This window comes from Clostridium sp. AF34-10BH (assembly GCF_003478095.1).
Lineage (GTDB): Bacteria > Bacillota > Clostridia > Lachnospirales > Lachnospiraceae > Acetatifactor > Acetatifactor acetigignens.
On record NZ_QUEC01000039.1, the window covers coordinates 1 to 26,624 of the forward strand.

32 protein-coding genes and 2 tRNA genes are annotated in these 26,624 nt (G+C 43.0%); 15 read left to right on the forward strand and 19 right to left on the reverse strand.

The annotated features are described in order from the left end of the window. The first annotated feature begins 200 nt into the window (after positions 1-200). The 3 genes from DWZ61_RS17725 (at position 201) to DWZ61_RS17740 (ending at position 2,007) form a co-directional block, all read left to right on the forward strand. Entirely contained in the window at positions 201-722 is a 522-nt protein-coding gene (locus DWZ61_RS17725) for a helix-turn-helix transcriptional regulator (RefSeq protein WP_022154496.1), read from the forward strand. Between the two features lie 4 nt (positions 723-726). Beyond that, a complete protein-coding gene (locus DWZ61_RS17730) occupies positions 727-1,419 on the forward strand; it encodes a hypothetical protein (RefSeq protein ID WP_172594830.1) in 693 nt (230 codons plus the stop codon). A gap of 342 nt (positions 1,420-1,761) precedes the next feature. Next, the gene (locus tag DWZ61_RS17740) at positions 1,762-2,007 is read left to right on the forward strand and encodes an integrase core domain-containing protein (protein WP_006855993.1); all 246 of its coding nucleotides are present in this window, start codon (positions 1,762-1,764) and stop codon (positions 2,005-2,007) included. Here DWZ61_RS17740 and DWZ61_RS19860 read toward each other — a convergent pair. From DWZ61_RS19860 to DWZ61_RS17750, 3 genes are all read right to left on the reverse strand, one after another. Next, positions 1,964-2,140: a hypothetical protein gene (locus DWZ61_RS19860; RefSeq protein ID WP_172594653.1), complete on the reverse strand. Its 177-nt coding sequence runs from the start codon at positions 2,138-2,140 to the stop codon at positions 1,964-1,966. The two genes, DWZ61_RS17740 and DWZ61_RS19860, sit on opposite strands and share 44 nt — an antisense overlap. A 168-nt stretch (positions 2,141-2,308) precedes the next feature. Further along, positions 2,309-2,518, reverse strand: coding sequence for a DUF4177 domain-containing protein (locus DWZ61_RS17745; protein ID WP_172594829.1), 210 nt, complete (start codon positions 2,516-2,518; stop codon positions 2,309-2,311). Beyond that, positions 2,484-2,753 carry a hypothetical protein gene (locus DWZ61_RS17750; RefSeq protein WP_118502990.1) on the reverse strand — a complete coding sequence of 90 codons (270 nt, stop codon included), beginning with the start codon at positions 2,751-2,753 and terminating at the stop codon, positions 2,484-2,486. Before DWZ61_RS17750 ends, DWZ61_RS17745 begins: the two co-directional genes overlap by 35 nt. Positions 2,754-3,056: 303 nt before the next feature. On the opposite strand from DWZ61_RS17750, the gene DWZ61_RS17755 reads away from it, so the two are divergent. Next, positions 3,057-3,737, forward strand: a complete 681-nt coding sequence (locus DWZ61_RS17755; protein WP_145985630.1) for a hypothetical protein — start codon at positions 3,057-3,059, stop codon at positions 3,735-3,737. A gap of 171 nt (positions 3,738-3,908) precedes the next feature. Further along, positions 3,909-3,980, forward strand: a tRNA-Gly gene (locus DWZ61_RS17760). Between the two features lie 82 nt (positions 3,981-4,062). Here the strand turns inward: DWZ61_RS17760 and DWZ61_RS17765 are convergent. The 8 genes from DWZ61_RS17765 to DWZ61_RS17800 form a co-directional block, all read right to left on the reverse strand. Beyond that, entirely contained in the window at positions 4,063-5,133 is a 1,071-nt protein-coding gene (locus DWZ61_RS17765) for a site-specific integrase (RefSeq protein ID WP_118539911.1), read from the reverse strand. Positions 5,134-5,136: 3 nt separating this feature from the next. Next, positions 5,137-6,003, reverse strand: a complete 867-nt coding sequence (locus tag DWZ61_RS17770; protein WP_118539912.1) for a zonular occludens toxin domain-containing protein — start codon at positions 6,001-6,003, stop codon at positions 5,137-5,139. 12 nt (positions 6,004-6,015) lie between these two features. After that, complete coding sequence (locus DWZ61_RS17775; RefSeq protein WP_118539913.1) at positions 6,016-6,267, reverse strand: hypothetical protein; 252 nt, start codon at positions 6,265-6,267, stop codon at positions 6,016-6,018. Between the two features lie 12 nt (positions 6,268-6,279). Further along, a complete protein-coding gene (locus DWZ61_RS17780; protein ID WP_118539914.1) occupies positions 6,280-8,022 on the reverse strand; it encodes a hypothetical protein in 1,743 nt (580 codons plus the stop codon). 136 nt (positions 8,023-8,158) lie between these two features. Further along, entirely contained in the window at positions 8,159-8,365 is a 207-nt protein-coding gene (locus DWZ61_RS17785; protein ID WP_118539915.1) for a hypothetical protein, read from the reverse strand. Positions 8,366-8,469: 104 nt separating this feature from the next. Continuing rightward, positions 8,470-8,664, reverse strand: coding sequence for a hypothetical protein (locus DWZ61_RS17790; protein ID WP_118539916.1), 195 nt, complete (start codon positions 8,662-8,664; stop codon positions 8,470-8,472). Between the two features lie 34 nt (positions 8,665-8,698). Next, a complete protein-coding gene (locus tag DWZ61_RS17795; RefSeq protein WP_118539917.1) occupies positions 8,699-8,980 on the reverse strand; it encodes a hypothetical protein in 282 nt (93 codons plus the stop codon). A gap of 8 nt (positions 8,981-8,988) precedes the next feature. Then, positions 8,989-9,258: a hypothetical protein gene (locus DWZ61_RS17800; protein WP_118539918.1), complete on the reverse strand. Its 270-nt coding sequence runs from the start codon at positions 9,256-9,258 to the stop codon at positions 8,989-8,991. Positions 9,259-9,644: 386 nt separating this feature from the next. Here DWZ61_RS17800 and DWZ61_RS17805 point away from each other — a divergent pair, with 386 nt between their 5' ends. Then, positions 9,645-9,890, forward strand: a complete 246-nt coding sequence (locus DWZ61_RS17805; protein WP_118539919.1) for a hypothetical protein — start codon at positions 9,645-9,647, stop codon at positions 9,888-9,890. Between the two features lie 12 nt (positions 9,891-9,902). Beyond that, on the forward strand, positions 9,903-10,145 hold the full coding sequence (locus DWZ61_RS17810) for a hypothetical protein (protein ID WP_118539920.1): 243 nt from the start codon (positions 9,903-9,905) through the stop codon (positions 10,143-10,145). Positions 10,146-10,614: 469 nt separating this feature from the next. On the opposite strand, the gene DWZ61_RS17815 is transcribed toward DWZ61_RS17810, so the two are convergent. The 6 genes from DWZ61_RS17815 to DWZ61_RS17840 form a co-directional block, all read right to left on the reverse strand. Beyond that, positions 10,615-11,262 (reverse strand): SprT-like domain-containing protein, encoded by a 648-nt coding sequence (locus DWZ61_RS17815; protein ID WP_118539921.1) that lies wholly within the window; start codon positions 11,260-11,262, stop codon positions 10,615-10,617. Positions 11,263-11,313: 51 nt separating this feature from the next. Continuing rightward, positions 11,314-11,526, reverse strand: a complete 213-nt coding sequence (locus DWZ61_RS17820) for a hypothetical protein (RefSeq protein ID WP_118539922.1) — start codon at positions 11,524-11,526, stop codon at positions 11,314-11,316. A gap of 253 nt (positions 11,527-11,779) precedes the next feature. Then, complete coding sequence (locus DWZ61_RS17825; protein ID WP_182427178.1) at positions 11,780-12,061, reverse strand: hypothetical protein; 282 nt, start codon at positions 12,059-12,061, stop codon at positions 11,780-11,782. Positions 12,062-12,230: 169 nt separating this feature from the next. Beyond that, the gene (locus DWZ61_RS17830; protein ID WP_207664190.1) at positions 12,231-13,235 is read right to left on the reverse strand and encodes a replication protein; all 1,005 of its coding nucleotides are present in this window, start codon (positions 13,233-13,235) and stop codon (positions 12,231-12,233) included. A 424-nt stretch (positions 13,236-13,659) separates the two neighbouring features. Next, positions 13,660-15,120: a spore germination protein gene (locus tag DWZ61_RS17835; RefSeq protein ID WP_118539924.1), complete on the reverse strand. Its 1,461-nt coding sequence runs from the start codon at positions 15,118-15,120 to the stop codon at positions 13,660-13,662. Between the two features lie 97 nt (positions 15,121-15,217). Beyond that, positions 15,218-15,805: a manganese efflux pump gene (locus DWZ61_RS17840; protein ID WP_118539925.1), complete on the reverse strand. Its 588-nt coding sequence runs from the start codon at positions 15,803-15,805 to the stop codon at positions 15,218-15,220. 80 nt (positions 15,806-15,885) lie between these two features. On the opposite strand from DWZ61_RS17840, the gene DWZ61_RS17845 reads away from it, so the two are divergent. After that, complete coding sequence (locus DWZ61_RS17845; protein ID WP_118539926.1) at positions 15,886-17,037, forward strand: SLC13 family permease; 1,152 nt, start codon at positions 15,886-15,888, stop codon at positions 17,035-17,037. A gap of 77 nt (positions 17,038-17,114) precedes the next feature. Continuing rightward, positions 17,115-17,675, forward strand: a complete 561-nt coding sequence (locus DWZ61_RS17850; RefSeq protein ID WP_117465343.1) for a TIGR01440 family protein — start codon at positions 17,115-17,117, stop codon at positions 17,673-17,675. A 15-nt stretch (positions 17,676-17,690) separates the two neighbouring features. On the opposite strand, the gene DWZ61_RS17855 is transcribed toward DWZ61_RS17850, so the two are convergent. Then, on the reverse strand, positions 17,691-18,863 hold the full coding sequence (locus DWZ61_RS17855) for a glycoside hydrolase family 5 protein (RefSeq protein ID WP_118539927.1): 1,173 nt from the start codon (positions 18,861-18,863) through the stop codon (positions 17,691-17,693). Between the two features lie 200 nt (positions 18,864-19,063). Here DWZ61_RS17855 and DWZ61_RS17860 point away from each other — a divergent pair, with 200 nt between their 5' ends. The 4 genes from DWZ61_RS17860 to DWZ61_RS17875 all read left to right on the forward strand — a co-directional run bounded on the left by DWZ61_RS17860 (position 19,064) and on the right by DWZ61_RS17875 (position 24,150). Then, positions 19,064-20,488 (forward strand): RsmF rRNA methyltransferase first C-terminal domain-containing protein, encoded by a 1,425-nt coding sequence (locus DWZ61_RS17860; RefSeq protein WP_118539928.1) that lies wholly within the window; start codon positions 19,064-19,066, stop codon positions 20,486-20,488. 73 nt (positions 20,489-20,561) lie between these two features. Beyond that, positions 20,562-21,293, forward strand: a complete 732-nt coding sequence (locus DWZ61_RS17865; protein ID WP_118539929.1) for an RluA family pseudouridine synthase — start codon at positions 20,562-20,564, stop codon at positions 21,291-21,293. 46 nt (positions 21,294-21,339) lie between these two features. Continuing rightward, a complete protein-coding gene (locus DWZ61_RS17870; protein WP_118539930.1) occupies positions 21,340-22,422 on the forward strand; it encodes an AI-2E family transporter in 1,083 nt (360 codons plus the stop codon). A 75-nt stretch (positions 22,423-22,497) separates the two neighbouring features. Next, entirely contained in the window at positions 22,498-24,150 is a 1,653-nt protein-coding gene (locus DWZ61_RS17875; protein ID WP_172594828.1) for an O-antigen ligase family protein, read from the forward strand. 225 nt (positions 24,151-24,375) lie between these two features. Here the strand turns inward: DWZ61_RS17875 and DWZ61_RS17880 are convergent. Beyond that, a tRNA-Pro gene (locus DWZ61_RS17880) sits at positions 24,376-24,449 on the reverse strand. Between the two features lie 129 nt (positions 24,450-24,578). Here DWZ61_RS17880 and DWZ61_RS17885 point away from each other — a divergent pair. Beyond that, the gene (locus tag DWZ61_RS17885) at positions 24,579-25,781 is read left to right on the forward strand and encodes a class I SAM-dependent rRNA methyltransferase (protein ID WP_118539932.1); all 1,203 of its coding nucleotides are present in this window, start codon (positions 24,579-24,581) and stop codon (positions 25,779-25,781) included. A 62-nt stretch (positions 25,782-25,843) separates the two neighbouring features. Continuing rightward, complete coding sequence (locus DWZ61_RS17890; RefSeq protein ID WP_022262569.1) at positions 25,844-26,572, forward strand: class I SAM-dependent methyltransferase; 729 nt, start codon at positions 25,844-25,846, stop codon at positions 26,570-26,572. Positions 26,573-26,624 lie beyond the last annotated feature (52 nt).

Consider the following 26,624-nt stretch of genomic DNA (forward strand, 5'->3'; position numbering starts at 1 on the left):
CATAGGAAATGATATCTTTGAGATAAATGTGTCAACCAATATTGACAATATCATAATTTTAAATGCCTTTATATGAACACTTAAAGTGCAGAAAAACAAGCAATTTCATAAATGTTATTATTTTGAGCGCAAATGTAAAGCAATGTTGATAGAAAAAATTGTTTATTTTATTTAAAATTGCTCTTAAAGGAGGACACAAAATGGAAATTGGAAATAAAATCAACCAATTAAGGAAACTTTCGGGAATGACACAAGAACAATTAGCAGAAAAACTTAACGTATCCAGACAGACTATTTCCAAATGGGAGTCAGATAGCACTTCCCCTGATTTAGAAAGTATCGTTAAAATAAGCAGAATTTTTCATGTGTCATTAGATGATTTGCTAAAGGAAGGAGAAGCAGGTGTGGCAAACAAAACTGATGAGCAAATAACTTTAGAAGATTTGATGAAAATAAATCTTCATAACAGAAAAATGACGCTGTTGCTAATTAGTGGTCTGATTTTTATTATGGTTAGCATATTAAATTTCGCCTATGTAATTGCGCTACAAAGCACAACACTTAGTACCCAGTATATGCTATACCGATATATCGTTACAGGACAATACGAAAATGCCCCTATTGATTATATGCGGTTAATGATACCGTCTATTATTGCGGCAGCAATCGGAGTGATATTGTTCATAAGTTATACCATTGAAAGAAGAAAAAAAGGAGACTGAAAATATGTATAAGGCAAAGAAGTTTATTTCATATATGGCTTTATGTGTGTTAATCTTTTCTTTATGTGCATGTGGAGAAAAAGGTAGTGAAAACGCTGCTATTTATGGAGAAACTGTCGGAGAATTGGAAGATAATGAGCTTTTTGCAATTATTGATACAAATGCTTCTTTACCTGTTTTACTTGTTACCTCACAAGTATATAATGACGGTTTGGGAAATCAGGCAGCACTTAATTGTGATGTATATTATTTGATAGATAAAGAAGTTAAAAACATAGGAACAATAGAAAGTATGGGAACAGCATATCCTATCGCCTATGATGAAACAGGTATTTATGCTGCTTCCGGTCACGATATGCAGCGTTTTGAAATTGAAAAATCCGGTTCGCTCAGACTGGCAGAGGGGATTTATGAGCAATTTGACGAAAGTGGAAATGCTGCTTATACCATGAAAAAAGGAGAGGAAACAGATGTAATTACAGAAGAAGAATACTATGCAGCTTTTGAAAAATACAGCAATGCTACCATAGTAAATTTCTCTTATGGTGCATCGGACGCTGGCAAGGCAGAAGTGGTAACTAACAATGAGCTGGAACCCCGTCAAGGAAATATAGCAGAAGATGTCAATGTACTAGAAATTGTACAAGAGACAGCCTCGGAATTTGCAGTCAAAAAAATGGAAACTTCTTATTTTTGAAAGGCAGGACAATGAAATTTTTTATGCCGCTACTTTGGTAGAAAATGATTGTGCGCCGGAGATGATATTTTTACAAACGACTTACAGACAACACTTAAAGAATAGCAAACCCAGTCGAGCCAGTCAACGGCAAGATGAACGGCTCTTGCAGAGCCGCCGTTGACAGCCCCGCCCGGTTTTGCAGTTAGGCAGTCAAGGAGCGACAGCCTAAAGTGCTGCCGCCCCTTACTTTTATGATACAGCATCAACTTTGGAAGTATATCCTGATGCTGTATCAGAGGAACACAGTACACAAGTGAGTTATATCGTAAAGCAATCAGCAAATATGGCATTCTCCAAAGCATGAACAGTGCTGGCGGCAGATGCCACGACAATGCCAGATGCGAAAGCATGTGGGCAAGATTCAAAGAAGAATTACTTTATGGACGTTATGATACCACTTCAATGACAGTAGAACAGTTAAAAACACTCATCTGGAGATATTTCATCAGCTATTGGAATAACCGAAGAATCTGCTCTGCTAATGGTGGCTTACCTCCGATGATTAAGCGTCAACAATACTACGATTCATTACAGGAGGCAGCATAGGTCGAACATCCTTGAGAAAAAAGTGTAAACCAATATTGACAATATCATTATTTTTCTCTTCGTCAGAAAGAGCTTTCGAGAGCACGCGTTCGTGCAAAGCATTTAACTGTTTTTCAAATTCTTGTTCGTTCATTACAATTCTCCTTTGTATGTAAAAAGAGCCCTGGAATACAATTCCAAGACTCTTTCGCGACCGGACACCAGTCATTCGCTAATTAGTGGAATAATACCATTATGTGCAAGCCTTGTCAAGTTATTCCTAAAATTTATATTTTTGAAAAATTGCACCGGTGCAACAACATCAGAGTTTCTCGAATACCATAGTAGCCTGGATCCGGTCTCCGCCGCCGAAGCCGGTACTATTGGCAGAAGCGGTGGTAATAGTGTGGTGCAGGCGGTATCCCTTTGCAGCCTGGGCGTTGATCACATCCTCGAGCTCCTTCAGATTCTTGGATGCAGTTCCGATAAGTTTCTCCTTAAGTGTCACTTGTAATACTACATACTGATTCATAGTGATTCCCATTTCTTTTGTGCGCCCCGATCTCGATCATCTCTTTTACAAACTGAATGTCCTCCGGCTTCACTTTCCGTGAGGCATCGAAGAGGACCTTGTATTCCGGATTCTCGAAGAGAAACTGAGCCATGTCACGGGCTTCTGGATTGAGATAATAGCTATCCGGAATAATTTCAGTAGATTCTTTTTTTCCAATAAGGTAATTCATGTCGACATTGAGTAAATCACCCATGAGGTGTTTCCTTCCAATTAAATTAGTAGAGCTGCACTACAATAATTGTAGAAAACATATGTTCCCGTGTCAAGAAAAAAAGCAGCATTTTTTGACCTGGAACAATTACATAAAACCCAAAATTAGGTTTGACTTTCAAGAGATCTTGTCTAAGCAGAATGATGCTTTGTTGATAAGTACGTGAAAGAGGTGTGTGCGGATGACCAATTATAACAAGGTGCCCCGGGAGACTGAATAAAATAGTGAATACCTCCGATATACATGATAGAACAGGTAGACCCGGAAACAGGAACGGAGGCGCTTATGCAGGTCGGTGGAGTCGGAAGCGGACATGACACATATTCTCATCATGTAACATCATGTCTTCATGAACATGGGGCAAATACGGATACGGGCAGTATGGGGGCTAAGTCCGGAGCCGCGCAGACGGCGCAGATGGCTACAGAAGCCTTGCAGGAGAATTCTAAGGGAAACCTGTTGTCCTGGGTACAGAATATTGGGAATAGTGGAAAACAGCTCTTACAGAAGATCTGGGGAGACAGCAAAGAATCCAATGACGCGATAAGTTCACAGAAGGATGGCAGCGGTAATCATATCGCGGGTCAGGAGACGCTTGTTACGGGAAATTCTGTGGGCGTGAAGACTACGTTGAACAGGGCGGCGGTGGAGACGGCGGCTACCCATACGTATTTCCGGCCTGTGGAAGCAAAGGATGCCATGCCGGCGAATCCTTTTCAGAAAGTGCGTTATCAGGTACAGAAGGTAGCCAGAAAACTGATGGACCGGCTGCCGGGACGATTCCTGGGATCCCATAGCGGAGATTTCCTGCAGACAAAGCAACAGCATACTAAAGAGGATCTGCGGAAGAGAAGCCAGTACAAAGAGGACGATCAGGAGATCGAATGCATTCTTACGGATGAAAGCTACCTGACAGATTCCTATAATCGAAAGGGAGAATACAGCCATCTTACTACGGATAAATAGGATGTGGTGGAATTTTTCGAAAAATTTCAAAAATTTTCTTGACAGTTTGGCATTCATCATGTAATATAGTCTTTGCTGTGAGACACACAGCAGACATTCATCAGATTGCGGATGAATGTCAACACAATTAATTTCATACCTTCAAGATACAGGTTTTGACCTGTACATTATGCGCGAGTGGCTCAGCGGTGGAGCACCTCCTTGCCAAGGAGGGGGTCGCGGGTTCGATCCCCGTCTCGCGCTTACCTTAACCCTTATCCGTCTGATAATTCAGGCGGATTTTTTCTTATATGTCTAACAACAGTATCAGATATATCTTACTATATTAACTCACATACTTCAAGCCATCTTGCATATAATTATATACATTTACATAGTTTTCAGACCGAGACAATATATAACAATTCTCTGTGGTAGATAACAAACTATGCCCCATGAGATCAGAAATAACACGAGTCGGAACACCATTATCATGGAGCGTACTGGCAAATGTCTTTCGTATCTTATGACTATTGAAATAGTCCACTTCACAAAGTCTGCAAAGTCTCCGTAATGTTCTATCCAGTGACCGCACCAAAATAGTATCCTTACCATCATAAGCAAGATAAGGTGAATTATATTTACATAACTTATGATGTTCTGCAATCTTTTTGTAAAAAGCTTTTACTTCCGGCACAATAGGAATTTCACGAACACTATATATAGTTTTCGTATCCTCTACAACGTTATACACCATTGCACCAAGCCGAGAACCATCCTCTGTCCGGTTATAAAATTTACACTCCGTTTTATAAATACGAACTACTCCTGCATCAAAATCAAAGTCATTGAATGTAAGGCTTGCAAGTTCTCCAATACGCAACCCCAAATAAAAATTCATACACAAGCAAAGACACGCAGACTGTTTTTCATAATAAATTTTCTTATTCACAACTGAATCGAAAACCTTATGAATAGCAGACAAAGGAACACAAAATTCCTTATATGCCGACGATTCCAAACTGTCAAGGGGAACATAACGCTTAATTTTCTCCCAGTCATATAATTGTGCACCGCCTATCTGTAAATCTTTTGCGTAAACCAAAACATTATTGATAATCTGCATTATACGACCAAACTCCTTATAATTAATAACACCGTGCTTAATAACACATGAAGTCAAAAAATCAATAATATTAGTTGTTGATATTTTTGAAATGTACTTTTCAATAATAGGATCATTTGCATAATACTTATTAAAAGTAACTTCTATGCGATCACAAGACTGCTCCTTGATACGTTTTAGTTTCATTAAAAACCATTGCTTGTATACATCATGAAAAGTAATTTCTTCATAAGCCTGCACATCAATAATATTTTTGTCATAGCCAATATCTAACCATTCCTTTTCCGTCATGCTCTACCACTTCCTTCGTTTTTTCTTATCTGGTATTACATAGATATTTGTATCACCGTCTTTTTCATTACGATTATAAAAACCGCTTTTCATAAGTGATTCAATGACTTTATATGTATCATAGGAATCACGAATTTCCTTATCATGCACAAAACAGTAAAAACGAATATGTTTCCACTGTTGAACCTCTCCGTTAGAATCAAGAATAGGTCTGACTGCATGAACGATAGTAAAAACCCCTAACAAAGTCATACACTTACGAACCTCTGTACATTGTGCACGAATATCTTTTGCAGGCTGATAGAAGTTCTGTGTAGTAGCCATGATAATACGTCTGTTCTTACGATTCTGTGTAACAACTTCAAACATTTCCGGTGGGAAATCTTTTGATTGCTTACTGGAAAACCAGTTTTGAATTTCATCCAAGCCAACAATCACACCATATATACCATTCTTATAATCTATAAGTTGCCGCCAGTTCGTCAAAGCACCATCTTCATACTCATAGGATAAATTAGTGATACACTTTGCACGGGGATACTCTTTCTGCATCATCATAATATCCCTAACCATGGCAACCGTCTTACCTTGTCCTTGCCGTCCAGTATAAATAACCAAACCTTGATATTTAAAATAGTCAGGATCACGGTCATATATATCAGCCACATACATCCGAGGGGCTTCATAAAATATCTTTACAAGTAAATTACTTTGAGGAACGGGTTTATGAAGTCCTCTCTTCAACCGTCTGCCATGCGTATATTCCTTTATAAAGAAATATGCAAAACTAACAAACCACACCAAAATAAGACCAACTAAAAAATATATGGGATATTTAAAAACTTGAAAAAAGCCTAACAATATTTGCATATAAACACCACCTTACATAAACGGTATAAAATTAAACAGCATTTTCATGAATGCAAGTCCTATTTTAAATAACTCCTTCAGAACAATACATGAAAACAAAATAACTATTGTATCAATAGGAACAAAATAAGCCGCTATTGCCACATAGTCCAAAAACGAACTAACGAGAGACATACCAGGCACAACAGATTGCAAAGAATCAGCTAACTGCGACAGCGTATTTAATATAAAAGCAATTATTGAATTACCAAATATCAATAACATAATTTCACCACCTTACAAACGTGTTAGAACATTAGAAGCGCCACTGGTAGCATTGAGCATATTCTTCACATCAAAGAAGTTCCTTACACAAAATGCAACATACAAACAAGCCGATTCAACATTCATCAGTAGTTCATGATACGGAGCAAGCCATTCAAACGTCATTTCTATATCACCAACACCATATTTAGACATAACAGTCTTTGAAAACGGTAAAGTAATCACGGGCGGTTTTGGATTTGACATACTAGTGAGCCGATCTATTATAAGTTGTATGTTAGATTTACTCTCTTCAATAAATGTAAATTTTGATTCTACACTTTCAATAAACCCCACTATCGTATCATCCCAAAAATTCAATAAGTTACTGGGAACATCTAACAGATCTTTAAAAATATCCTTAATGGAATCAGAACCAAATAGATTTTCCCAAAACTTCAAAATGTCTTTCGGAGCATCCGCAATAGCTTGTAAAATATCGGAAAATGAATGCTGATTGAAGAAATCTTTCCAAAAAGACAAAACAGTTTTGGGTGATTCGATAATCGCATTCACAACATCCGGTAACTGCTCTTTCCACCAATTCCACACAGTAGTAGGAGTATCAACAATAGCCTGCAATATTTCCGGTAAATGATCAGACCACCAACCGGAGACCGTCGATGGAACATCTTTTATAGCTTGAATCACACTGGGTAAATTATCTTTCCACCAACTCGATACAGTAGCAGGAACATTTTTAACAGCATTAAGCAATTCAAGAAATGTATGACTTCCGAAAAAACTCTTCCATGCGTTAAAAATATTACTCGGAGCATCCTTAACAGCCGTAATAATATCTCCAATACTATGACTACCTATAAAATTCTTCCAAAAGTTAATCATAGTTGTGGGAACATTAACAACCGCACTGGGAAGTTCCTTAATATTCGTAAGAATATTAGATAAAGATTCTTTTACAGAAGCAAAAAACCCTTTTTCTTCTTCGGTATTTGAACCAGAAGAACCGCCGCTTGAAGAACCACTTCCGGAAGAACTACCGCCACTAGGACTTGTAGTAGGTTCCGGTTTATCAGAAATATTCTTCAAATCTTTCATTTCCGCAGAAGAAATATTAACAGTATAAGCAACTTCTCCAGTATAAACTGACCGAACTGGGAAAGAAGTCATTATATTATAATAACGAGGATCAAATAGAAAAAAACCTTCCGCAGAATCAGCACAAGAAGCATTATTGATAAAACCACCAAAATATCTTACCCAGTTAATACCGTCATTAGAATAAAAAATAAGAGAATATATTTGCTCATTTTGTCTTGTACCAAATGTAAAACGATCCAATTCTCTGTTAATATCACTTCTAGTATCACCATCATTACAATAAAAAATCTTATTAGTACATATAGCAATGTATTTAAAATTAGTAATATATCCCCAAGAACTTCCATTCCGAAAATAAAACGGTCTTAAAGTAAGTGATTGATCCTTATATGTATAAGGAATAGAAGTCATAGGATTCTTTGAAGTAGCTTTTAAAAGAACCAAATTAAAAGAATCTTCCCCAAAAGTAGATTTTAAAACTGAACTTGCACTATTAAAGTCAAAATAAAATTTAGATGTAGTATAAGCCGCTTCGGACTTTATCACAGTACCCATAAAAGCAGAGAAAGCAAGCATCATAGCAAGAACAAATGATGCAACCGACTTTCTCGATTTATAAAATTCCTTACATAAACTCTTAATCTTACTAAACACTTGCTTTCTCCTCTCAACAACTGCTTAACTTTAGTTAAGCCAAAAAGAAAATAAAACAATGGCAAACATAACAGCCATTCCTAAAGAAGTACCCAACAACGCAACCATAAAATTATCAAAGAAACGAATAACCGGACTACGCTTCAATGTTATCAACATTATCCACAGTATCCTGCTGAACCGATTGTCCAATCGAATTACATTCTTCTTTGAGCAAACATATAGCATCATAATAGTCATCAGCCTTCTTTCTTAAATCATTAATTTCTGCACTCATTTTTTTGCAAGTAGCATAATACATGAAGCAAATAACCATAAAGCAAACACCTAAAATAAGACCCATTGTAAAAATCTCCTTTTCTTGAAAATGCACTTTCAATGCACAATTTTTTTTGTAAAAAAATAGAGTGGGAAATTCCCACTCTATTACGAACTTGAACCCTTGCTTTAAGCGGCACGCAGAGAACTGAACAAAAAGCCAAGTCCTTTACGAATTGCGATAAAGCCAACAGATACGGGAACGATAACGGGCAGTAAGCCGACAATCTCATTGAACACACCGTTCAACATAGCAGCAGTAACCACACCGGAAAGAACGGGGGTAGATGCCTCGGCACCTGCAAACACCATTAAACTAGGCATAAGCGCATTCTCCTTTCTCATGTATTTTCTCTAACTAAAAAAACCAGTCAAAGAATTTATTGACATTCTTAACCACAGTCCAAATAATACAGACGCAGATAAGAGTTATCAGCAAAGCAAGCTTTTCATTTACCCCCACTAATTCAGTTTCCAAGGAACTAAGATCAACTTGTACTACCTCTGTATACTCATTAGAACCTATTGCGGCATCATTACCACTTACCGTTTCTAATTCATTTAAAGCAGTATCAATAACCACTTCACTTTCACTATCCAGTGAAATTACAGAAGCATTACCCCCACTTACAGTCTCCATGCAAACGGTTATTTAACCAAAATGCGAGTAATTTCCGGTCTACCGTAATAGTTGAAACCATACTCAAACTCAACGGTCTTGCCAATATCGTCGGCACCAAAATCATTGATCTGATCCTGCGGAACAAACTCTTCACGAATCTGTGCACCAAACGAACCCTTGTCATTCTCTTCCGGTGTATACGGTCTACTTACGGATAAAAGACAAACATTATTGCCTTTCTTACTCACGAAACGTTTAATACCTACCAGTGTTAATGCGACTTTTTCTTTCTGCATATTCTTTTTTCCTCTCTTTCTTTTCACAATCGCATTTATAGTGTCTATGATAAAAGCACCAGGCTTTATATCCGGGGGGCAATGGGAAAAATGATCGTTGGTAGGCTAGTCATTTTTTTTAAATGCCAAAACCCATGCCGTAAGGAAGAAGTAGGGATTGATATTGACAAATATACAAATATTTGAAATAATCTTTCTATCAACCTCTTACTCGACTATTCGACCATACAGCCGAAATAGCCGAGAAGCTTAACCCAAACAAGAATTGCATCTCATTTGTTGATAATAGAATATCACACTATGCACATAGTTACAATATACACTATGCACAAAGATATTTATATATTATTCAACACTATGCACAATGTTAACAATAGGAGAATAATATGGCATTCGATAAAAAGAAATACGACCAGAGTTTTGCAAAAGATAATTACGATAGAATAGCACTCAATGTTAAAAAGGGTGACAAAGAACTCATTGCAAATAGAGCAAAAGAGATAGGATACGATTCTATCACAGAATATATAAAACACTTAATATATGACGATATGAAAATGAGTGGAAAAACCATTCAAATAGGCAATATCACACAAAAAGGAACAAATAACTCTATAAACATCAACAATTAAGAGGGAACGATAATGAAACAAAGTGGTTTTGGAATAACATCTATGATACTGGGAATTATTAGTTTGCTTTCATCATGTGTAGTAGGTGGCATTCCTATTGTACTGGGAATACTGGGGATAATATTTGCAACCGTAGCCATGTGTCAGAAAGATAGAGCACATGGTACAGCAATCGCAGGACTTACTTGTAGCATTATAGGTTCCGTTATAGGTATCGGTATTATTATGATGGCTACTACTCTTAACTTATTATGATTCTAACTCACCCCTATACCCCCTCTCAAACTCATTGAGAGGGGGTATACTTTTTCTCTTCGTGGCAACCCTCGCTCAGCACGTTCTAAATATATTCTTTACAATCATAGGATTGCAAAGAATATATTTAGCAACGTACCGCTTCACTCGAGATACAATTTTTGTTCAAGGGCAGAAACCGGAAGTAAACTGGAAATAATATACAATACTGTGTGATCTAGGCAGAGATAGCTTGAATGGGTATACTGGCAAAATGAACCAGCATTATCTCAATGACCGACACACGGAGTAACCAAGGGGATCTGATAGAAGTGCGTCTATCAGACCCCACGAACACCAGTTTGAAGAGTACAGAAACACGGGGGAAGTATTGCGTCAAGTAAAATCTTCCTTTTCCGAAATGCACGAAAAAGAGTATTTTAATTGACACAATACCACGGCAAAACCACATAAAAAGGAAGAGCTTGTTTTACTCTTCCTTTACCATTTGTTTCATACAATCACCGCATATTATATTGATTTCTTTTGTGGCTCTTACAGAATTACCACAACATGGACAAATATATTTTCTTGTAGAACTAGGCTTTCTGGGTGGCTTATTCCCGGAAGAATCACCACTACTGCCACCGGATACACCACCTATCCTTATACTTTCTTGTCTGTTAATAAGAATATCCGTCCAACCTTGCGATATGATATATTCAATCAATTCTTCACTAGGTTCTGTAAGGCTCCAACCAATACGGGGATCTTTACTTATAACCAATCCGACGTTTTCCGCTTTCTCTTTGAATTTCCGGTTGTGATATGTACCACCACGGGAACAATCTTGTATATTATTCATTAAATGATAGATATGTACCATTTCATGTAATAATGTTGAAACTACATTTTCAATAGGTCTATCTAAAGTGCCTGCACCTATATTTAACTCATATCGTGCTACATCCTTGCTTTTCCATACCTTACCACAAGTAACATGTCCGTATGCCCTCGGTGTGGATTGAATTGTAATAATAGGATCTTCAAGTTCTCCGTTAAATTTATCTTGATTAAGCTGCCGATACATTTTTTCTAACATACCACTTACACGACTGATTTTCACTAATTCTTTCATAGACTTTTCTCCTTTTTAATCCCCGTCAAGCCGATAGGACAGCTACAACAATTACTTAAATTCTTCAAACAGTTTTTCAGTTATATCAAAAGCTTTTTGCAAATCAATAGAAGTAATCAGACCACAATCATATAAAGCATTTGCATAACCCAGTAAATACTGATAACTTGAATCAACCGAACCAAAATTACATTTTCCATACGCTTTCTTAACAAACTCTAAAGTCTTAACTTTTGCGTTATACTCCTTAATAAAAATATCCATATTTTTTACCTCTTTCCTTAACCCTTGATTCTGATTGATTGTGCACTTTCAATCTTCCTTACTCTTATATGATAGCACACTATGCACATGGTGTATATTCGCACTATGCACAAAGTGTACTTAAATATATGTACACTATGCACAATGTTTTGATAGTACACTTTCATAAAAAAAAGAACTGCTGAAAATCAACAGTCCTTTACAACTTCTTCAAAAAAGAAACTTCCGAGTCTTGTCTCTATACCAACATCATTCAAAAAATAAAATCCGCAACCTCTCCATATTCCTCACTTTCTTTTGAATATACACTTTCAAACATTTTCTTTTCTTCAATCGTATATACCCACTGAATATCTTTTTCATATACAACACAACGTGATCTGCGATTAAAATAACAATCCTTGCATCCTCTATAATAAGCACACTCGGAACAATCTGTATGAGTATAACCATAATCAGAGTATTCTTCCGCAAGAGCATCCGGACAACCACCATCAACACAAGTTACACCAGAATAGCTACCACAATTAAACATAATCATTTTCCCTCTTTCTGTAATAAAATATTTTCTTTTTTCTTGCACTTATCTTTAAAACAGCACACATGACATAATTGAAACTTACATACCGGATACATACCATTTTCACAGCTAACACCCACAATACAAGAATCCACATACCGACATACGAACAAATCACAATTTTTCATTGTGCCACCTCACTATCAAAAGGAGTGCTTATTAAAAAAGGATACTCATATTTCAAATATGTATCTAAAGGCATTTCACGAACAGTATCATTTATGTATACTTTCACGGTTTTTATTCTCCGTAAAAAAGCATTCCAAGTCTCCTTTTCCTCTTTCTGTATATTTGGATACTGGTTACGTATATCAATGTTTGATATAATGAATATTTTTGTAAAGCATGCAACACGGTTCATATATCGTGCAGGAAGTTCTAACGGATAACCGTCTAAATATTTCAACATATCATCTATACGGAGACTGCTGCGGAACTCTTCGAACACAAGAACATCTTGACCTTTATAGGAATCAAAAGGATGTTCATAGTCAGTAACCCGATAAACATTACTATAACCATATTCATCCATAACACTACGGGTTTTACCTGCTCCGGTAGTTCCCCAAATATAAGTAGTTTCAACCCACCGCCATAATTCCTTAAACTTTTCTTCCCTAACAGTCTGTCTCGCCCGTTCTACCTTATCCATGTGAAGAATAAAACGGGGATTTGTTTCAAGAATCTCATAGTTAGAACACCCTTGTTTTATGAGATCATACAACTCTGCCATATCCGCCCGTCTGCCTTGACTTTCTTCCGGTAAAACACCCCATTCCTCATGTGAATCACGGAAATTAGTAGTTCCTTTTTCAGAATCCAACCACTTCCCCTCTTTGAAAACATAATCACGATTTTGCCGAGAATTACCCTCACAAACATCAAAATGACCACCTTTAAACTTATTGCACATGGTTTCTAATCGAACTTGATTTTTGAATACAACATAGATATGCGTATGAAAAGTAGAAGCTTGTTCATCAGCCATACACCAGTAAACAACACTCATTTCTTGAAGTACATTCTTCAAAGCTTCGTGCGTCCAACCCTTATCAATAGGATTGTTAATGGTAATCTGCCAACGTCTTAATTTTTGTACATTATCAATATCTGTTTTCCTTTTTCCCATATATAAACCCTTTATGTCTCATGTCTCAAAAGTTACAAAACAAGTGAGACATGAAGAAACATAGACAATATAAGGGGGTTATGGTACAATGTCTCATGTCTCAAAAGTTGGGGGTAATACTGCCGCCTACGGCGGCTCCCCAACTTTTGGCAGGAGAGAAACATAATAGCCAGTGAAGCAGACGGATCGACCTCTCCCCGTTGCAAGGTTTCCACGGGCAAGCCGTTGGAAAACCCTTGCAACGGGGGAAAAGGCTTCGATCCCCGTCTCGCGCTTGAAAAAAGAACGATACCAAATCGGTATCGTTCTTTTTTTCGAGCCCTGCCAGGGCTCGAAAGTTCGATGTCTACGCTCCGCTCCGGTCCGCATGGAAAATTTCAGAAGCAAAAGGGAATACGTATTTGTTCCGGTTTGTATAGGAGCTTCATTTTGTATGCGCATGACCGCGGGACCAGACTTTACTGGGCTGGGCTTTGTAGGTGGGGCGGCGGAACAGGAGGCTTCGGAGAGCCGGGCCGTTAAAAGGAAAGAGGGGCCAGAAGTAGCTGAAGCCCGCGAAGGTCGGGGTAGTCAAAATAGAGACTGTCACCAGTGTCAGACCGATAAGGAATCCCGGCAATCCCCAGAGCCCTGTTGTGACGACCAAAAGAATACGGTAGATCCGCAGAGCATCAGCAAATTCGATACTGGAGAGGGACAGATTCGCCAGCATGGTGACGGCAGCATAGAAGAGGACTTCCGTGGAGGCCCAGTTAAGACTGACAGCAATGTCACCGATTAATAGTCCGCCGACAATGGACAGAGCACCGGAGACGCGGCTGGAGCTGAGTGCCGCTGAATACTTGAAAAGATCCAGCAGGAACTCCACCGCCAGCACATAGAAAAAAAGGCGGAAGGGTGACAGATCGCTGACGGGTGTGAGCTGCAGCGAGGCAGTAATCTCGGGATAGTAGGCGGAGAGAAGTAAAAATACCGGAAGGAGTAGGAGACTGACCGGAATGCACAGGAAGCGTATCATGCGGAAATAAGTTCCGGTCAGAGGATTGTTGTAATAGTCCTCCGGACTCTGGGTAAACTGGAAGATCGTACCGGGAAGCAGCAGAACGGCAGGGGAGTTGTCCACGATGAGCAGAATATGCCCTTCGCACAGATAGCTGCAGGCCACATCGGGCCGTTCCGTCAGCTGGATACTGGGCAGAGGATTCCACCAGCGTTTTTTGATCAGGAGTTCTTCCAGACTTTTGCTGCCCATGGTCAGGGAAGTGATCTGTAATTGGGAAAGCTTTTTCTTTAAGGTATCTAATAATTCCTCATTGACCTGATCCGCCAGATAGGCGATAGCTACATCCGTGCGGCTTTCTACACCCAGAGAACAGATAGAGAATGTCAGTTTCGGAGAACGCACCCTCCGGCGGATCAGATTGGTATTGAACAACAACGTCTCCACAAAACCGTCCCGGGCACCACGGGTGATCCGTTCGGTGTCAGGTTCGGAAATGCTGCGGACAGGATAGGTACGGACATCGATGATCACGGCCTGTGCAAAACCTTCTACCAGAAGGACAGAGGGGCCACTGAGAATATTTTGCAGAATCGTATCTATAGAGGAAGTCAGTGACACCTGGGCATACCCCAGTTTGCTCTGCACATAGCGAGGGAGATCCCGGATTTCGGAATCCAGTGTATAGAGGGGGTCCTGCAAGTCGGAAAAAATTTGTTGAAGGATCTCCGTCTTACAAAAACCATTGACACCGATCCAGTAAGCCGGCGTATTTCCCAGCTTCAGGTCACGGGTGATCAGGTCAAAACTGTCATCCAGTGGCAGCAGAGCGTGGAAAAGTGCCGTATTTTTGGATAGATTTGTGGATAAGGAGCGTTGTACCATAGTGGGGAATCCTTTCTGATCACTTGCATAGACTGCCAAACAGGTATATGGTATTATTATTCAGATAGATTCCCCAAGTTTTTCGGAACTATACGGATCAGTGGTATAATTGACACAACCCCAGCAGGATCAACAATAAACCTGAGACGGGATCCGTATATTCCCCGATCTGCTGCAGGAAAGCAGACCTGCCCAGACGGCTTCCGAAAGCCAGAAATCCGAAGGAGCAGAAAAAGGTGGACACCGATGCCGGAAGGAAAGGAAGTCCCGTAATACTGGCGGAGAAACCGATGCCGATATTGTTCATGGAAAGGGCACAGCCCAGCGCCAGTATCTGCGACAGGGATAATTCCCGGTGCCCGGCAAATTTTTTCTTTTTCTGGCACAGATTATTATCCGGGGAAAAATTGCAGCACCATCTGGAAAGCAGCCATTTTCCCACGTAGTAAAGACCGAAAAGGATCAGTACACTGCTTCCGATCCGGGTACCGATGCCGATGGGAAACAAGGGTAACAACAGGTTGCCAAGACCTATAGAGATCACAGTCCCGATCAGGGTGACTGTGCTGATCAGCAGATTATGTCTGGCAGGCAGAGGGACTTTCTGGAGGCCCAGAGCCATACCTACCAGAAGGGCATCCAGACTGGCTGAGATGCCGAAGAGCAGAGGGGGCAGAATAGACATAACATGCTCCGTAGAAAATATTCTTAATTTTACTATATTCCTCTGAAATTATTTTGTGAGGTTGTGGGGCAAAGGAACAAATGAGTATGGAAGTAAAGAGAAAACTGAGTGAATTCCTAAAAAGAGAGACGGTTCTGACCGTAGCGATCCTGCTGGCAATAGTGTCCGCGGTGATGATTCCGCCGGACAGAGAATATGTAGGATATATTGATTTCCGCACACTTTCGATCCTTTTCTGCCTGATGACGGTGATGGCAGGCTTGCAGAAACTGGGTGTTTTCCGTAATATTGCAAAAACGCTGTTGAGGCATACACAGAATACCATACAGTTGGCAGAGGTATTGGTACTTTTGTGTTTCTTTTTCAGTATGATCATCACCAATGATGTGTCATTGATAACGTTTGTACCGTTTACCTTCATTGTGCTGCAGCTGACAGGCGAAGAAGCTGTGAAAAAACTGACAGTACCTGTGATCGTTCTGCAGACGATAGCTGCCAATCTGGGAAGTATGCTGACGCCGATCGGAAATCCGCAGAATCTGTATTTATATGGGAAAACACAGATGTCCGCTGGAACATTTATACTTTTGATGCTGCCTTATTCTCTGGTGTCACTGCTTTTACTGATGATCTGTGTGGTAATTGTGGCAAAACGAAGCGGAATCGAAGTCCGGGGAGCAGAAGTTTTGCTGACAGAAGATGAGAAGCTGGAACAAAAGAAATATTTACTTCCGGCATATTTGCTGTTATTTGTGTTGTGTCTGCTGACTGTGGCTCATATGATTCCTTATCCGGTGACATTGGGAACTGTGGCATTGGCGGTTCTCCTTTTAGATCGTGGTACTCTTATAAAAGTGGATTATTCGCTTTTGCTGACGTTTGTGGGCTTCTTTATTTTTATAGGAAATATGGGAAGAATGCCTGCTTTCTGTGATTTCCTGCAGAAGATCATCGGAGGTAGAGAAGTGATGACAGCCGTGATTGCCAGTCAGGTGATCAGTAATGTTCCGGCGGCCCTGCTGTTATCCGGATTTACGGAAAATATAACGGCATTGATCATCGGTACGAATCTGGGAGGGTTGGGGACGCTGATCGCATCCATGGCCAGTCTGATCTCTTATAAACAGGTGGCCAGACAGATTCCGGGAGAGAAAAAGAAGTATTTTGGATGGTTTACCATAGCAAATATCGTTTTTTTAATGATATTGGTATTGGAAAACTGTCTGCTGTAACTATAGAAAGCAGTCTGTCTGCCGGGAAAGGCAGAAAAGATGGCAATAACTAAAAAATAATCTGGGAGGTATTCGTCATGACAGAAGATATGACAATCATTGCAGAAGAGGCTTATCTGGCGGCCAAGGAGATTTTGGAAAAGGCGAGGCTGGAGCAGGGAGAGCTGTTTGTGGTAGGCTGTTCTACCAGTGAGGTGGGAGGTGCTACTATCGGTACCTATTCCAGCCCGGAGCTGGCGGAGATGGTCTTCGGCGGTATTTACCAGGCCACGCAGGAAGCCGGGGTATATCTGGCTGCGCAGTGTTGTGAGCATCTGAACCGCGCACTGATTCTGGAAAAAGAGGCTGCGGTAAAATATGGTTATCCCATGGTAAATGTGGTACCTCAGCCTAAGGCAGGCGGATCTTTTGCGACGGCGGCGTATAAAGCCTTCGAGCATCCGGTGGCTGTGGAACATATTCAGGCGGCAGCAGGAATGGATATCGGGGATACGCTGATCGGAATGCATCTGAGAGATGTGGCAGTACCGGTGCGCCTCCGGTCCGGACAGATCGGAGACGCCCATGTGGTATGCGCCCGCACCAGACCGAAATTCATTGGTGGCGGCAGAGCGGTTTATGACGAAGAATTATTGTAAAGAAATGATATGTGGCTATTTCTGTGGCATTCCGCGGAAGTAGTCACGGATCCAGCGTCCGGATTCATTGAAATCATCGTCGGTCCAGTCGGAAAGTGCCGTGCTGGAAGCCTTGAAGACGCTGCTGCTTTCGTCTTTGTTGGCGAGATTCCAGCAACAGAAGCTGATCTGGTACTTGTTCAGCAGATCCAGCCACTTGGTGGTGGAAACAAAATCGTTGGCACCATTGCCGGAGGCCTCACACATACCGAATTCGCTGACGAAGACCGGAAGATTGTTCTGAACACAGGTCTCTAAGCGGTTCCGCAGGTCGTCTTTATGGGTGCCTGCGTAGAAATGTAGCGTATACATTACATTGCTGTCATCCAGCGGAGAAGCGGCAGCCTTGTCGATCTCCTGACTCCAGGTTGGTGTTCCCACGAGAATTACGGCATCCGGCTTCTGCGCCCGGATCACCGGGATGACTTCTTCTGCGTAAGACTTGATGCTGTCCCAGGAAGTACCGCCGTTGGGTTCATTGCAGATCTCATAGAGCACATTGTCGTTGTCGGCAAAAGCTTCCGCCATTTCCCGGAAAAAGGCGATCGCCTCATCTTTGTTCTGATTCGGGTCGCAATCACTTAAAATATGCCAGTCTACGATCACGTACATTCCAAGCTCTGTGGCGTAGGATACACCGTCTCTTACCAGCTGCTTCAGCTGTTCCTTATCACCGCCGGCACAATAACCGCCGTATTCCGCTGTATACATGGCGAGGCGGATACAGTTAGTATTCCAGTCGTCCCGCAGGGTACGGAAGGAATCATAATTGATATACTGGGGGAACCAGGCAATACCGTGGGTAGACATGCCGTAAAGCTGAACGGTGTTGCCGTTTTCGTCTGTCAGCTTACCGTTTTCTACATGGAGAGCGCCATGCTGCCCATAGGGCGTGGAGGCATCCACGGAGAGTGCTTCGGAAGATGGGGGTTCAGTTTCCACAGGCTGGGCTTCGACTGTTTCGGGGACGGATGTCTGTTCGGGAGCGGTTGTGCTTTCGGAGATGGTCTCGGTGATGGCAGCGGAAGGTGCCTCAGAGGAGGTCGCTGCGGTTTCATTGGCTGCATCCTGTTTGCCACAGCCGGCCAGTGCACAGGTACTCAGAGCCGCCAGAACGGCACAGCTCAGTGTTTTTTTGAAGATAGACATAGGAACCTCTTTTCTTAATGAAAATAATAAAAATATAAACAATGGGTTACTCTTTCAGAACTACAACAATACAAACACTTACAGGAAATATTATAGTTGCCCGGGTTACGGTTGGCAAGAAATGATTGCCCCCGAATAGGAGCTGTGATACAGTTAATGGGAACAGAGTCCGGAATAGAGGACAGAGATGGAGGAAACTTATGCTTCCGCAGTCATTTACAGAGAGAATGCAGGGACTTTTGGAATCGGAATATGAAGAGTTCCTGGCAAGCTTTGAGCATGAAAAATATCAGGCATTGCGTCTGAATCCGTTAAAAAAGGATGACATGTCTGTCATAACAGAAAAAGTTAAGCAGACTTTTCAGCTGCAGCCGGTTCCCTGGGCGGAGAACGGATATTACTATACCAAAGAGGACCAGCCGGGAAAACATCCCTGGCATGAAGCGGGACTTTATTATATTCAGGAACCCAGTGCCATGGCACCTGTGACACTACTGTCACCACAGCCCGGAGAGCGGATCCTCGATCTATGTGCTGCTCCCGGAGGGAAAAGTACCCAGATCGCATCAGCGATGGAGGGAGAAGGACTGCTTGTCACGAATGAGATCCACCCGGCGAGGGCGAAAATACTCTCGGAGAACGTGGAGCGCATGGGCATCCGCAACGCCTGTGTATTGAATGAGACGCCGGAGCACCTGGCGGATATTTTCGAGGAATATTTTGACCGGATCCTGGTGGATGCACCCTGCTCCGGAGAGGGAATGTTCCGGAAGAATGAAGTGGCCTGTGAGGAATGGAGCCCGGAGAATGTACAGCTCTGTGCGGACAGACAGGACGGCATTCTGGAATGTGCCGCCCGGATGCTGGTACCCGGCGGCAGACTGGTGTATTCTACCTGCACCTTTGCACCTGCGGAAAATGAGGGAAGTATCAGCCGTTTCCTGGCAAAGCATGAGGAATTCGAGATTGTCCCCATAGATAAAAAAACACTGGGGATCCCGGAGGGGTGTGACGGTATTCCGGGCTGTGTGGAGAACCCGGCGCCGGGTATCGAAGGCACCTTGCGCCTGTGGCCCCATAAGTTACGTGGCGAGGGGCATTATGCCGCAGTATTACAGAAAAAGGGAGAGCTTCCGGAAGGCTGTCAGCCGGTGAGTGCCACCGGACCAGAGAAGGGAATTCCGGCGAAGAATCTGACAAAGGACTGGGCAGAGTATTTTAACTTCGCAAAAGAGACTTTTTCGGAGGAGCAGACGATCAAAGCAGGACTATGCACTGCCGGAGAAGGCTTTTTGGCATTTGGTGATAACCTGTACCGCATGCCGGAGAGAATGCCCGGGTTGAAAGGACTGAAGGTATTGCGTCCCGGACTGCATCTGGGCACCTTGAAAAAGAACCGTTTTGAACCGGCGCACGCGTTAGCACTGGCACTGCGCCCGGAGGATGTGAAGCATGTGTGGAAGCTGTCTGAGGAGGAAGCCGCTGCTTATCTGAAGGGACAGACTTTTTCCGCGGAAGGCGAGAAGGGCTGGTATCTGATCTGCGTGGACGGCTGTAGCCTTGGCTGGGGGAAGCTGGCCGGAGGCGTCATGAAGAATCATTATCCTAAAGGACTGAGAAAGTGATTAGGTAATAGAGATGCAACGGTATAGATTAACATCCGGAACAACGGTTAGGGGGATGACAGAGGAATAGGTTATGAAAACGGAAATATTATATGAAGATAACAGCATACTGGTCATCCGCAAACCGGCAGGACTGGCGGTACAGTCTGCCCGGATCGGACAGGCAGATGTGGTCAGTGAATTGAAGTCCTATCTGGCGAAACAGGCAGGAGCCGGACAGGGAGAGCCTTATCTGGCGGTGATCCACAGGCTGGATCAGCCGGTGGAGGGTGTGCTGGTATTCGCCAAAGAGAAAAAGACGGCAGCAGTTCTGACGAAACAATTGTCGGCGGGCACATTGAATAAACAGTATTATGCGGTACTCTGTGGATATCCTGATGCTTCGGAAGGGGAGCTTGTGGATTATCTACGGAAAGAGGGCAGCGTGGCAGTGGCAGTCACCGGCAGAGAGAAGAATTTTCCGGACGCAAAGATCGCAAAACTGCATTATAGCATTTTGGAGAAAATTAATCAGCCTATGCCGCTGGCACTGGCAGATGTCTGCATTGAGACCGGACGGTTCCACCAGATCCGCGTGCAGTTTGCCCATGCGGGATGGGCGTTGTTGGGAGATACCAAATACGGGAACACTACAGTCGCCGGAACGACAGGGAGTCCGGCATATCGCGGCGTGGCACTTTGCGCATATTCTCTGGATTTTACCCATCCCGGCAACGGCAAAAAGATGTCATTCCGGGTGAAACCGCAGAATCCTGCATTTGAAAAATTTACGAAAATTCCTTCGGAGGATATTTTCGAAGGATAAAAAAGCCTGTCCGGCACACACTAATCCCAAAAAGGAAGTGTGCGGCATGGATTGGGGAGAATTTGGCAAAAAAATAATAGGAAAAAAGATGATAGTACTGCTTCTGGTAACGGGGGCAGTCTATTTTTTTCTGCAATATCTGACACCTCTGTCGGCACCGGTACTGTTGGCCATGCTGTTTGTCACAATTTTTGGGCCAATGATGAAGCGGATGAATCAGCGTCTGCATTTTCCCAGACCCCTCAGTGCCATAGTGCTTCTCATCGTGGCAACAGTGTTGCTAGTGGGGTTACTCTGGATTCTGGTGTCCTGGATGCTAGGCAGCCTGCCGGTATGGATCGGCAATCTGGAACTGCGGGAGCAGGAGTGGCTGGAAGCCGTCCGGGGGCTGTGTCGCAGCGTGGGAGAGATTATTGGTGTGGACACTGCGTATCTGGAAAATACGGTCAGTGGCAGACTACAGGAGGGGCTGGATTCACTGGAAGAAAATATTCTGCCGGGAATGCTTTCCCAGTCTATGCAGTATGTGCAGTGGTTCGCGGAGCTGGGAGGATTTCTGGTGACGTTTTTGATCGCTTCGGTGCTGCTGGCGAAAGACTATGACGGTATTATGAACCGTCTGTTGGATCAGGAGGCCTGTCATGTACTTCTGGAGGTGATCTGCGGGATCGTCCGTTATATAGCCACTTTTGTAAAGGCCCAGGGGATCATTATGACCACGATTGCCATGACAGCCGCGGCAATATTAGGAATCGCCGGAATAAAACATGGTATTTTGTGGGGGATCCTGGCGGGGATTTTAGATGCGCTGCCTTTTATCGGAACGGGAGTGGTACTGGTTCCGCTGGGCATGTTTCAGATCCTGGATGGCAACTGGGGCCGGGCGCTGGTCTGTGGTGTATTGTATGTGGTCTGCATTTTTCTGCGGGAGGTCATGGAACCTCGTCTCATCGGCAGGAAAATAGGGGTATCCCCCATAGCAGTGCTAGTGTCGTTGTATGCCGGAATCCGGCTGTTTGGCGTCTGGGGGATCATCAAGGGGCCATTGGGATTTGTGCTCATCTATGAGACTTATCACAGCCTGGCCCGTATGTATGACCGGCAGCGGGAGCAGGGCCGGCGGGAATGAGAAAAGATTGACGAAAGAAGTGGCGAAAGCTATCATAAAAGTATTAGATGAAGCATGCTTTGGAGAGATGGACCTATGGCAAAAAATACAAAAGGAAAAAAATCAGTGGAATCAGTGGCGGAGACGTTGTGCAGCTTCAGCCGCTTCCTGTGTGATCTTGTGATCGGTATTTATCTGTTTGTGATATTGGCTGTACTGCCGTTGTACAACAGGGGCTATGCCCAGATCGGAACAGACAAGGAGAATTTTTTTATTAAGACTATGACTTATGTGGGGAAATGTCTGCTTCCGGTATTTGTGTTGTGGCTGATCCTTCGCCTCATTGTGGCAAAGCAGAAACAGGAGCTTCCGGAATTTCGGACTATTCCGAAAAGAATCTGGCAGGCTTTGAACACCACGGATAAATTTGCTGCTCTATACGGGATTGCCGTGGTAATGTCCTATGTGTTTACCCGGTATCGGGAGGAGGCACTGTGGGGGACGGCATCCTGGCGGATGGGGATGTGGACCCAGCTGGGAGCGGTCATTGTATATTTTATGATCTCACGGATGTGGCAGAGAAACGACTGGATCGTGACCCTGACATTGCCGGTGTCGACCATTGTTTTTTTCCTCGGATATATGAATAAATTCGGGCTGTGCCTTGTAGATAAGGAGATCATCAATTCCTCCTTTATTTCTACCGTGGGAAATATTAACTGGTATTGCGGTTATCTGGTGACGGTGCTGTTCGGTGGAGTTTATCTGTTATGGTGGATGGGATCGGAGATCACTTGGAAGAGAGCGCTGCTGATGGGGTATGTGACGATTGGTTTTGCTTCTCTGGTAACCCAGGGCAGCAGCAGTGGTGTTGTAACTTTAGCCGTAATGCTGTTTGTATTGTTTGGCATGTCTGTGAAAGATGGCAGAAAAATGGAATGCTTCTGGCAGGAAATGACATTGTTATCGGTGGCATGTCTGATCACATATATTCTGCGGAGTTGCAATGTGCTTTCGCAGGAACTGCCAATGGAAAAAGTGACGGATATCCTGACGTTTTCCGCAATGAGTGTGATTATGACGATCGTGTCAGTAGTGGTACTGTGGCTGGTACATACCAGCAATAACAGAAATCAATACCGTGGGAAACTTTTTTGGGGCATCTATCGGATATTGTGCGTAGCACTGCCGGTTGTGAGCGTGGCATTATTAGCGTTTATCCTGGCGAATACGCTGTTGGGCGGAAAACTGACGTCCTTTCTGACGGAGACAGCAGGTGACGGGGGTAGCAACTGGCTAGTGTTCAGCGCGGCCTGGGGCAGCAACAGGGGAGCCACCTGGTCGACGGGAGCCAGATGCTTCTGGGAAGCAGATCTGTTACATAAGATTTTCGGCGTAGGGCCGGATTGCATGTATGCGTTTCTGTCGAATGAGGCCAGCCCGGAGCTGCAAAATATGGTGTATGATTTCTTCTATGGAAACCGCCTCACTAATGCACATAATGAATGGCTGACGATCCTGGTGGATATAGGAGTGCTGGGGCTGGTCAGTTATGCGGGAATGATGATCTCAGTAATCCGTAATTTCCTGCATGCCGGGAAAAAGTCGATGCTGGTGGGAGCCTGCGGGTTCTGTGTGCTGGCCTATACGGTGAACAATATGTTCAGCTTCCAGCAGGTGATGAATATTTCGACGGTGTTTGTGATTATGGGGATTGGAGAGAATTTGCGGCGTTCAGCCCGTGATTGAACCAGCGAAAGTTGAATTTATGGTCTCCGCTTCGGTCGGTCCAGGCCGAGGTCCCCCGGACCTCGTGGGGTCTCCGCTCCGCTTCGGTCGGTCCAGGCCGAGGTCCCCCGGACCTCGTGGACCCTCTGCGCCCGAACGGTGTGTTCGTGTCGACTAGAGGTTATAAGTTAGAACAATGTGGAGACAAAAATACTCCCTCACACATGTGTGAGGGAGTATTTTTAGTCGTCGCGACAAGATTCGAACTTGCGACCTCTGCGTCCCGAACGCAGCGCTCTACCAAACTGAGCCACGCGACGATGTGAACATTAATTGCGTCAACATTAAAATAATAAATAAAAACCCATTGATTGTCAAGCAAAAAACGAATATGATAGAAGAAAAAGTTGCAAAAACGATAAAATCACGAAATCAAGAGAGGAAATTCTATGTATAATACAATCGTTACATTGAAAAAAGGAGAGGGCAGAACTCTGAAAGCCGGGGGGATGTGGGTCTTTGACAATGAGATCGCATCCATTATGGGAGATTTTGAGAATGGTGATATTATAGCTATCCATGATTTTGACGGCTACTTCATGGGATATGGTTATATCAATACCAATTCCAAGATCACGCTCCGTCTGCTGGCGCGCAGGAAGGATACGGTGATCGATGAGGCATTTTTTGAGCAGAGGGTGCGGGATGCCTGGAATTACCGCAAGGAGACCATTGATACCTCCAGCTGTCGTCTGATCTTCGGAGAGGCGGATTTCCTGCCGGGTATTGTCATTGATAAGTTCTCTGATGTACTGGTGGTGGAATCTCTGGCACTGGGAATCGACAAGTGGAAGCTTGTGATCATTGATGCTTTGAAGAAAGTACTGGCGGAGGATGGCATTACCATCCGCGGTGTCTACGAGCGGAGCGATGCCAAGGTACGCTTACAGGAGGGTATGGAGCGTTATAAAGGCTTCATCGGCGAACCGTTTGACACGAAAGTAGAGATCGTGGAGAACGGTGTGCATTACATGGTGGATGTAGAGGACGGACAGAAGACCGGATTTTTCCTGGATCAGAAGAATAACCGTGCCGCCATTCATCGTTTCTGTAAGGATAAAAAGGTGCTGGACTGCTTCACACACACCGGCTCCTTTGCTTTGAATGCGGGAATTGCCGGAGCGAAGAGTGTTCTGGGTGTGGATGCTTCCCAGCTGGCTGTGGATCAGGCAACAGAAAATGCGAAGCTGAACGGACTGGAAAATACGGTAAGCTTCCGATGTGCAGATGTGTTCGAGTTATTGCCGGAGCTGGAAGCGCAGGGCGAGAAATATGATGTGGTGATCCTGGATCCGCCTGCTTTTACCAAGTCCCGCAATTCCATCAAAAATGCCGTAAAAGGATATCGTGAGATCAATCTTAGGGGCTTAAAGCTGGTGAAAGACGGCGGATTCCTGGTAACTTGTTCCTGCTCCCATTTCATGGATCCTGAGCTTTTTGCCAAAACAATCCGGGAGGCTTCTCATGGTGCGCATAAGCGTCTCCGCCAGGTAGAATTCAAGACACAGGGCCCGGATCATCCGATCCTGTGGGCAGCGGACGAGAGCTATTACCTCAAGTTCTACATTTTTCAGGTGGTGGATGAAAAGTAAGTGGCTGAAAGTGACGGAAATTTTTGATTTAAACAAATCTGAAGTTGTGGAGGTAATTATCAATGAGAAATATTTACGATAATAGTGAATTTTTTGCCGCATATGCGGAAATGGGAAGAAGCAAAGATGGTCTGAAAGCTGCTGGAGAGTGGCATCAGTTGCAACCGTTATTCCCTAAATTACAGGGAAAAAAAGTTTTGGATTTAGGATGTGGTTACGGTTGGCATTGCAAATATGCCGCACAAATGGGAGCTACTGAAATTCTTGGTATTGATAGTAGTCAAAAAATGATTGCAAAAGCAGTAGCTGATAACTCTGATGACAAAATCAAGTATAAAGTTTGCGGTGTTGAAGAATACATTTATCCTGAAAATACTTATGACCTAGTTGTTTCTAACCTGGTACTGCACTATATCGAAAATTTAGCTAATGTTTATCAAAAGGTGTATTGCACATTAAAAGTAGGTGGGTATTTCCTATTCAATATTGAACATCCGACTTTCACCGCAGGTGTTAATGAGGATTGGATTTATGATGAAAATGGGAAACCTAAATATTGGCCAATCGACAATTACTATTACACAGGCGAAAGAGAAACCAATTTTCTTGGTCAACGAGTAATTAAACAGCACCACACATTAACGCAGATATTGAATCCACTTATAAAATGTGGTTTTCAAATTGAGGCTATTGAGGAAGCAATGCCTCCGGCAGATATGATGGGTATGCCGGGAATGTGTAATGAAATGCGTAGACCTATGATGTTGTTGGTTAAGGTTAAAAAGGTTTAATAAACAACTTCAAGTTGAACAAAATCGCTGCGCGATGGCCTGCCAAGGCTGT